The sequence below is a fragment of the Muricoccus harenae genome, from assembly GCF_009848505.1.
GTDB classification, from domain to species: Bacteria; Pseudomonadota; Alphaproteobacteria; order Acetobacterales; family Acetobacteraceae; genus Roseomonas; species Roseomonas harenae.
The window spans coordinates 1-7,887 of sequence record NZ_WWDL01000066.1; the positions used below are offsets into that span (position 1 = coordinate 1).

General features: G+C 68.3%; 8 protein-coding genes and 1 pseudogene. 5 read left to right on the plus strand and 4 right to left on the minus strand.

Annotated elements, in window-relative coordinates; genetic code table 11:
- Positions 1–40 precede the first annotated feature (40 nt).
- Positions 41–445 carry a PRC-barrel domain-containing protein gene (locus GSE44_RS24540; protein WP_159351456.1) on the minus strand — a complete coding sequence of 135 codons (405 nt, stop codon included), beginning with the start codon at positions 443–445 and terminating at the stop codon, positions 41–43.
- Positions 446–600: 155 nt separating this feature from the next.
- On the opposite strand from GSE44_RS24540, the gene GSE44_RS24545 reads away from it, so the two are divergent.
- The 5 genes from GSE44_RS24545 (at position 601) to GSE44_RS24565 (ending at position 5,923) form a co-directional block, all read left to right on the plus strand.
- Complete coding sequence (locus GSE44_RS24545; RefSeq protein WP_159351457.1) at positions 601–1,422, plus strand: UDP-2,3-diacylglucosamine diphosphatase; 822 nt, start codon at positions 601–603, stop codon at positions 1,420–1,422.
- An 8-nt stretch (positions 1,423–1,430) separates the two neighbouring features.
- The gene (locus GSE44_RS24550) at positions 1,431–2,789 is read left to right on the plus strand and encodes a glycosyltransferase family 4 protein (protein WP_328799107.1); all 1,359 of its coding nucleotides are present in this window, start codon (positions 1,431–1,433) and stop codon (positions 2,787–2,789) included.
- Positions 2,789–3,376, plus strand: a complete 588-nt coding sequence (locus tag GSE44_RS24555) for a class I SAM-dependent methyltransferase (protein ID WP_235925121.1) — start codon at positions 2,789–2,791, stop codon at positions 3,374–3,376. The genes GSE44_RS24550 and GSE44_RS24555 overlap by 1 nt, the downstream gene beginning before the upstream one ends.
- Positions 3,377–3,636: 260 nt before the next feature.
- The gene (locus GSE44_RS24560; RefSeq protein WP_159351459.1) at positions 3,637–5,562 is read left to right on the plus strand and encodes a PAS domain-containing sensor histidine kinase; all 1,926 of its coding nucleotides are present in this window, start codon (positions 3,637–3,639) and stop codon (positions 5,560–5,562) included.
- A complete protein-coding gene (locus GSE44_RS24565; protein WP_235925122.1) occupies positions 5,555–5,923 on the plus strand; it encodes a response regulator in 369 nt (122 codons plus the stop codon). Before GSE44_RS24560 ends, GSE44_RS24565 begins: the two co-directional genes overlap by 8 nt.
- 66 nt (positions 5,924–5,989) lie before the next feature.
- On the opposite strand, the gene GSE44_RS24570 is transcribed toward GSE44_RS24565, so the two are convergent.
- The 3 genes and pseudogenes from GSE44_RS24570 to GSE44_RS24580 form a co-directional block, all read right to left on the minus strand.
- Positions 5,990–6,367, minus strand: coding sequence for a hypothetical protein (locus GSE44_RS24570; RefSeq protein ID WP_159351460.1), 378 nt, complete (start codon positions 6,365–6,367; stop codon positions 5,990–5,992).
- A 499-nt stretch (positions 6,368–6,866) separates the two neighbouring features.
- The gene (locus tag GSE44_RS26370; RefSeq protein WP_159351461.1) at positions 6,867–7,730 is read right to left on the minus strand and encodes a c-type cytochrome; all 864 of its coding nucleotides are present in this window, start codon (positions 7,728–7,730) and stop codon (positions 6,867–6,869) included.
- A gap of 31 nt (positions 7,731–7,761) precedes the next feature.
- Positions 7,762–7,887: pseudogene (locus GSE44_RS24580) on the minus strand (IS630 family transposase); the annotation flags it as partial.

The window sequence follows — 7,887 nt, forward strand, 5'->3', positions numbered from 1 at the left end:
TCTTCCGATCTGGTGGGGTGGTGGGGTGGTGGGGTGGTGGCTAGGAGACTTCGAGCCAGAAGGGTTGGGCCTTGTAGTAGTCGTAGACGCGTTGGCCGTGGGTGTCGCTGAGGTCGACGTTATCGGCGGCGGCGTAGGTGGGGGCGCCTTCGAGTTGTTCGCGGGTGAGGTCGACGACGTAGCCGCCCTTGGTGGTGTCGTAGGTGAGGACGGACCAGGGGAGGGGGTGGTGGTTCTCGCCGATGCCGAGGAAGCCGCCGAAGGACATGACGGCGAAGGCGACACGGCCTGAGATCTTGTCGATCATGATGTTCTCGACGGTGCCGAGGCGGTCTCCGGCGCGGTTGTAGACGGCGGTGCCTTCGACCTTGTCGGCGGAGATGAGGCGGCGGCCGCTTTCGGGGCGCGTGGCGTTGCTGGTGCCGGTGGGGGCGATGTCGCTCATGGGGTGGTTCTCCCTTGGCTGGTCTTCGCGGAACGCTCAGGGCGGGCGGGGGTTTGTGGCGTGCAAAGCGAGTGTCGCGTGACGGTCATCGGGTGGTCATGCGGGCGTCGCGGCGGCGGGGGTAATGGGCGGCCGCGCAGCGATGGACGGGCCGGATGCATCTTCCCGAGACGCTTGATGGCGGGGTTCAGGGCGGGGGGCGGCGGTATCGGAGCGTATTCCTGTCGGATGTGCATCTGGGAACGCGGGGGTGCCGGGCGGATTTCCTGGCGGACTTTCTGCGGTCTGTGGAATGCGAGCGGCTGTATCTGGTGGGCGACATCGTGGATGGGTGGCGGCTGCGGAAGACCTGGTACTGGGATGCGCAGCATGACGCGGTGATCCGGCTTGTGCTGCGGATGGCGCGGCATGGGACGGCGGTGACCTACATCCCCGGCAATCATGACGAGATGTTCCGCGACTGGCTGGGGCTGGAGGTGGCGGGGGTTCGGCTGGCCGCGGAGGCGGAGCATGTGGCCGCGGATGGGCGGCGGTTCCTGGTGATGCATGGCGACGCCTTCGACAGCGTGGTGCGGTATGCGAAGTTCCTCGCGCTGCTGGGGGACTGGGCCTACGACCTGGCCTTGGAGCTGAACCGCGGGTTCAACGCGGTGCGGCGGCGGCTGGGTTATCCGTACTGGTCCTTGTCGCAGTGGCTGAAGCGCCAGGTGAAGGGCGCGGTGAAGGCGATCGACCGGTTCGAGGAGGCGCTGGCGCTGGAGGCGCGGCGGCGGGGCTTCGACGGGGTGGTGTGCGGGCATATCCACCATGCCGAAATGCGCGACATCGGCGGCGTCACCTACATGAATGACGGGGACTGGGTGGAGAGCTGCACCGCGCTGGTGGAGCATCACGACGGACGCTTCGAGCTGGTGGACTGGGCGGCGGAGCGGCGGTTGTCCTTCTTCCGGCCGCGGCGCGCGGTGGCGGGGGTTTGAGGATCCTGGTGGTTTCCGATGCGTGGCACCCGCAGGTGAATGGCGTGGTGCGCACGATGGAGACGGTGCTGCGGTATCTGCGCGCGGGCGGGGATGTGGTGGAGGTGATCGGGCCGGGGGATTTCTGGTCCCTGCCCTCGCCCGGTTATGCGGAGATCCGGCTGGCGGTGCTGCCGGGGCGGCGGTTGCGGGCGCTGGTGGACGACTTCGCACCGGAGGCGGTGCATATCGCGACAGAAGGGCCGCTGGGCTGGGCGATGCGGCGGCTTTGCCTGGCGCGGGGCTGGGCCTTCACCTCCTCCTTCCATACGCGGTTTCCCGATTACCTGCGGGCGCGCACGGGGATTCCGGTGGGCTGGAGCTGGGGGGTGATGCGGCGCTTCCATGCGGCGTCGGATGCGGTGCTGACGGCGACGGGCTCGCTGGAGCGGGAGTTGGCGGCGCGGGGCTTCGGGCGAATGCGGCGGTGGTCGCGCGGGGTGGATCTGGAGCGGTTCCGGCCCAGGGAGGAACTGGGCGAGGCGGATGTTTTCGCGGGGCTGGCGCGGCCGGTGTTCCTGTATGCGGGGCGGCTGGCGGTGGAGAAGAATGTCGCGGCGTTTCTCTCGCTCGATCTGCCGGGGACGAAGGTGGTGGTGGGGGACGGGCCGCAGCGGGCGGCGCTGCAGCGGCGGTTTCCGCGCGCGGTGTTTACCGGCTATCGCGAGAACGGGGCGCTGGCGGCGAGCTATGCCTGGGCGGATGCGTTCGTATTCCCCTCCCGGACGGACACTTTCGGCTTGGTGCTGCTGGAGGCGCTGGCCTGTGGCACGCCGGTGGCAGCATTTCCGGTGAGCGGACCACTGGACGTGATCGGCGATGCGCCGGTGGGAGCCCTGGGCGAGGATTTGCGCGCGGCGTGCCTGCAAGCGCTGGAGGCGGATCGTGGCGCGTGCCGGCGGCATGCGGAGGGATTTTCCTGGGCAGCCTGCGCGGCGCGGTTCCGTGAGGCGTTGGTGCCGCTGACGGTGGCGGCGATGGTGGCGCTACCGGCGGTGGCGTCGCAGCCGCGTTCCGTGGCGATGGTGCCGCCTGGGAAGGTGACCTTGGCGCCAACTTCGGTGATGGATTCAGCGCTGCGGCCTGCGGCGGGTTTGGCGCTGCATTCGGCGAGGGAGTTGGCGCCATCATCGGTGCGGGGTTTGGAGCCGCATCCAGCAGCGGGGTTGGCGCCGGGATCAATGACGGCGTTAGCGCCATCATCGGTGTCGGGTTTAGCGCGGCATGCGGCGGCCGGCTTATCGCCGAACTGGATGGTGCCGGATGCGGCGTTGGTATCGCGGGGTGGGGAGACGAGGGATGAATCCGGGGCGGAGGAGATTGCTTGATGGACGGGATGATGCGCTCGGCCAGGCCGGGGCGGCGTGGCCCTGGGGTTGGATTGTTCCTGCGGCGCTGGGCGCGGAATCCCTTGCAGATGGGGAGCGTGGTGCCGTCCTCGCCCGCGCTGGGGCGGAGGATCGCGCGGCTGTCTCGGTGGGATGGGGATACCACCGTGGTGGAGCTGGGGGCGGGCACGGGGGCGGTGTCGCGCGCGCTGCTGGCGGCGGGATTGCCGCCGGAGCGGCTGGTGGTGGTGGAGATCGTGCCCGAGATGGCGGCGCATCTGCGCGACAGCCTGCCCGGCGTGCACGTGGTGACGGGCGATGCGTTTGATCTGCCGCGGCTGCTGCCGACGGGGTTGCGCATCGGCACGGTGATCTGCGGCATTCCCATGGTGCTGCTGCCGCTGGAACGGCAGCGGCGCTTCGTGGCGGCGGTGGAGGCGGTGGCGCCGGGGTCGGGCTTCCTTCTCTATAGCTACTGCGTGACATCGCCCTTGCCCTGGAAGCAATTGGGATTGCACGCACGACGCGAGGCGTGGACGCCGCTCAACCTGCCGCCGGCGAGTGTGTGGCGGTATCGGATCGCGTGACGAAAGTTCTTGCTGTTTACTCGCAGTTTTCTCTCTGCCCGATTGCATGACAATGTTGCGCCGCCGCACAACTTGCACCGAAACGGTACAGAACAATCCTTGACAGGATCAGTTGCGAGATCGGATTGTTTGATCGTTCGGGTGGATCGCTGAGGAACAGTTCTCCGTAAGCGTGAAGCACCCGTCATGCGGCAGTCCGGGTGTTCGACGCGAGCGCAAGCGGACGAAGAAGACGCTGGCTGTCTGGAAGCCGGGACGAGTTGGAGATCGCAGAGAGCGAGGCCGACCAGGCCCATCATGACGATGACGCCAGCATGGCGGAACGCGTCTGGATGTTTGACTGGGCGGCGGCGCCGCTCGGGCCGACCAGGGTTTGGCCCCAGAGCCTCAAGACATCGGTGGAGATCATGCTCGGCGTGCGGACGCCGGCCGCGATCTGCTGGGGACCTGAGCTGATCCTCCTGTACAACGACGCCTGGCGGCAGCTGTTCGACCGTAAGCATCCGCACGCGCTCGGACGGCCGGCACGGGAGGTTTTCCCGGAGGCCTGGGACCGCGTCGGGCCGATGATCCAAAGCGCGATGGCGGGCGAGGCGACGGAGGCCCATGATCGCTACCTGCCGCACCAGATCTATGGTCGGGCCGGGGATGCTTGGCTCACCTACAGCTTCACCCCGATCCCCGGCGAGGACGGCTCCATTGCCGGCGTCCTCAACCTTGGCATCGAGCGGACGGAGCAGCAACGCACCTATACCGCGCTGCGCGAGAGCGAGGCGCAGCTGCGCGAGTTCGGCGAAGCCTCCTCCGACGTGCTCTGGGTTCACGATGCCGAAACGCTACGTTGCGAATACCTTTCACCCGCATTCGAGGACATCTACGGCGTCTCGCGCAAGGAGGCGCTGGACAACCAGTCGCTGCGGAACTGGATCGGGATGATCCTGCCGGAGGATCGAGGCCGGGTGATGCGGAATCTCCGGCGCGTGCGCGCCGGCGAGCGCGTGGCTTTCGAGTTCCGGATCCGGCGTAAGGATGGCGCGGTGCGATGGCTGCGCAACACGGACTTCCCGATTTTCGACGATGCCGGGCAGGTCCGCCGCATCGGCGGGATCGGGCAGGACGTCACGGCGGAGAAGGCACGGGAGGAGCGGCTTCGCGACAGCGAGGGAGGCTTGCGGCTGGCGCTCGGGGTGGGGCGGCTCGCCACCTGGGACTGGGACCTGATGACCGGGGAGATCGCCTGGTCGGACGACCATTTCAAGATGCTGGGCTATGCGGTGGGCGAGGTGACGCCGAGCTACGAGACCTGGGTGACGCGGGTGCATCCGGAGGATCGGGCGCGGGTGGAGGCGTCGCTCCGCGCGTCGGCCGCGGAGCGGCGCGGCTATCAGGCGGAGTTTCGCACGGTGCATCCCGACGGCTCGGTGCACTGGTGCGCGGCACAGGCGTGTTACCACTACGACGAGGCGGGACGACCGGTGCGCATGATCGGGGTGATGCAGGACATCACGGAGCGGCACCAATGGGCGGAGCGCCAGCGGGTGCTGATCGCGGAGCTGCAGCACCGCACGCGCAACCTGCTTGGCGTGGTGCGCGCGGTGGCCGACAAGACGATTGCAGCGTCTGGTTCGCTGATGGAGTTCCGGGACCATTTCCGTGCGCGGCTCGGGGCGCTGGGGCGGGTGAACGGGATGCTCTCGCGGCTGAGCGATGGAGACCGCATCACCTTCGATGATTTGCTCCGCGCGGAGCTTGCGGCGCATGAGGAGGCCCATGAGGGAGGGCCGGCGCGGAAGGTGGTGCTGGAGGGACCGATCGGCGTGCGGCTGCGTTCCTCGATGGTGCAGACCTTCGCACTGGCGCTGCATGAGCTGGCGACGAATGCGGTGAAGTATGGCGCGCTGTCGCAGCCGCAGGGGCGGCTGACGGTGCGGTGGCGGGTGGTGCCGGGCGCGGATGGGACGCGGCGGCTGCGGGTAGAGTGGCGGGAGAGCGAGGTCAAAGTCCCGCCGGACCGGCCGCAGATGCGCCGCGGCTATGGGCGCGAGCTGATCGAACGTGCCCTGCCCTACCAGCTGAAGGCGGAGACGGAATACGACCTCGGGCCGGATGGCGTGCGCTGCTCCATCACCCTGCCGATCTCGGAGCGACCGGAAGACACGGAGCGTGGGGGGAGAGAGGGTGGTTGACACTCTTGCCCAGCTTCTCCGCGGCCGGCGGATCCTGGTGGTCGAGGATGACTACATGCTGGCCGACGACCTGCGGGAGGACCTGGAATCTGCCGGGGCGGAGGTGCTCGGGCCGGTGGCGACGGTGGAGGATGCGCTCGCGCTGCTGGCGCGGGAGGATCGGCTGGATGGCGCCGTGCTGGACGTGAACCTGGCGGGGGAGGCGGTGTATCCGGTGGCGGATGCGCTACTGGTGCGGGGCGTGCAATTCGCCTTCGCGACGGGCTATGACGGATGGTCACTGCCGGCGGCCTATGCGGGGATTCCACGCTTCGAGAAGCCGCTGGATCCACTCGCGGTGGTGCGCACGCTGCTGAAGTGACGGAGTTGGCGTGAGCGGCTAAACTTTCTGAGCGGCGCGCCTCACCAGAGGCGCGCCGCGTGCAGTTCAGCGGAAAGGCATCGCCGGTTGCGGCATGGAACGGCCGCTGCGCGCGTCCTGGTCGCTCATGCGATTCAGGTTGCTCGTGCTGTCGGGACCGGGGGTCGGCAGGCTCTGGCCCGCCTGCGCGCGCTGGAGGCTCTGGGCGTTGAGCTGGTCGGCCATGTTATCCTGCGAGGATGCCCCCTCCGTGCCACCGCGCCGGCTTCTCGCAGTGGTGCGGCCGTTCTGCATCGTCGCGGTTTGACGACGGCGCATGCTCTGCGAAGTGGCCGATGGCTCAGGGGCCAGCGACCCGGTCGCGGATGGCGGCATGGTGGTCGCGCTCGACGAACCGGGCAGCGTCTGCTGCGCTACGGCTGGCAGGGCGAGCAGCCCGGTCATGCCAAGTGTCGCCAGGGAACCTAGAAGCGTGAGATGGCGTCGCATCATTCACCTCCGGATGGTTGCTCCAACGGGCACAATCGCCCGGCACAGCAAAAGACCGGTCAGGATCGCGGTTCGTTCGGCCTGACTTCGACAAGATATCCTGACTTCGGAAAGATATCCTCGTTGCGAAAAGATATCATATCATTTTCGTGAAAAGGCAGGCTGTTCGCAGATTGGGTCTGATGCTGCCCCGAAACGCGATTTGTGCGTTAGGAGGGAGTGAGCCCATGTTCCGGCGCGGGTGGCCGGCGTTATGAGCGCCTTGAGATTTGTAATGATGCCACCACCGCTCGATCAGCCGCTCGGCTTTTTCGAGCGGATGGAAAATCTTCCTGCCGTCCGGAATAGACCCGATGCAGACCAGAGACCGCAGTCGCCGGGTGCCTGCTCTCCACGCAGTCCGCCGCTTCACCGTCCGCGCGAGGACGACGACGGGTTAGGTCCGCAACATGTTCTAGGGCGCCAGCGGCGGCAGGGCGCGGAGATAGGCGATGATGTCGCGCAGGTCGCCTTCGGCCATGCGCGCGAAGACCGGCGCGCGGCCGCCCATGGGGGGTGCGAGGCGCCGGCCGTCCGGTGCCGTGCCCTGGACGAGGGCACGGCGGATCTGCTCCTCGGTCCAGTCGCCGATGCCGTATTCGCGGTGCGGGGTGATGTTGCGGGCCGGGACGATGCCCCAGGGGCCTTCGAAGGTGACGCCGCCGGCGCCGATGCGGGACATGTCGCGGCGGTCCCCGGGAAGCTCGGGCGTGTGGCAATCCATGCAATGCGCGACGGGGCCGGCGAGATAGGCGCCGCGCGCGACGGGATTGTCGGGCGGGTCGGGCACGCTGGTGACGGGCGGGCCGTAGGATTCGACGGGGAAGTTGTAGGCGGAGCGGCCGGTGACGGCGTGGCGCACGGGTGGCGCGCGGCGGAGATAGGCGGCCATGGCGGCGACGTCTCGGTCGGAGAGGCCGCGGTAGAATTCGATGGGCATGGGCGGGCCGATGAGGGAGCCGTCCGGTCGCAGGCCGTTGCGGATGGCGTTGACGATGTCGGCCTCGCTCCAGCCGCCGATGCCGGTTTCGGGGTCGGGCGTGATGTTGGGGACGATGGCGCGGTAGCCGCGCTCGGTCATCACGCGGCCGCCGGCGAGTTCCATGCCGCGGATGATCTGCCCATCCGGGCCGCGGGTGCCGTGGCAGGCGCCGCAGAAGGCCGCCGTTTCGACGAGGTAGCGCCCGCGTTCGAGCAGGGCGGGTTCCGGCTGCGCCTGCGCCGCCGGGGCGAGGAGCGGCAGGGCTGCCGCGATGGCACCGAGGATGCGAATCCACATCGCCCATTCCGTCCTTGCCGCCATGCGCAGCCTAGTGGTTTGAGTTAGAAATTCTCTGGCAGAAGCGTCCGACGCTGGCGAGGATGTCGTCGGCGGACTTGGTCCAGACGAAGGGCTTCGGCTCGGCGTTGGTCTGGTCGATGTAGCCCTGGATGGC

What these genes read in the sequence shown, in the direction of transcription:
- GSE44_RS26370 (WP_159351461.1), bottom strand. Translation starts at nt 7,730, where the DNA reads ATGTGGATTCGCATCCTCGGTGCCATCGCGGCAGCCCTGCCGCTCCTC.
- GSE44_RS24555 (WP_235925121.1), top strand. Translation starts at nt 2,789, where the DNA reads ATGGACGGGATGATGCGCTCGGCCAGGCCGGGGCGGCGTGGCCCTGGG.
- GSE44_RS24570 (WP_159351460.1), bottom strand. Translation starts at nt 6,367, where the DNA reads ATGACCGGGCTGCTCGCCCTGCCAGCCGTAGCGCAGCAGACGCTGCCC.
- GSE44_RS24540 (WP_159351456.1), bottom strand. Translation starts at nt 445, where the DNA reads ATGAGCGACATCGCCCCCACCGGCACCAGCAACGCCACGCGCCCCGAA.
- GSE44_RS24545 (WP_159351457.1), top strand. Translation starts at nt 601, where the DNA reads ATGCATCTTCCCGAGACGCTTGATGGCGGGGTTCAGGGCGGGGGGCGG.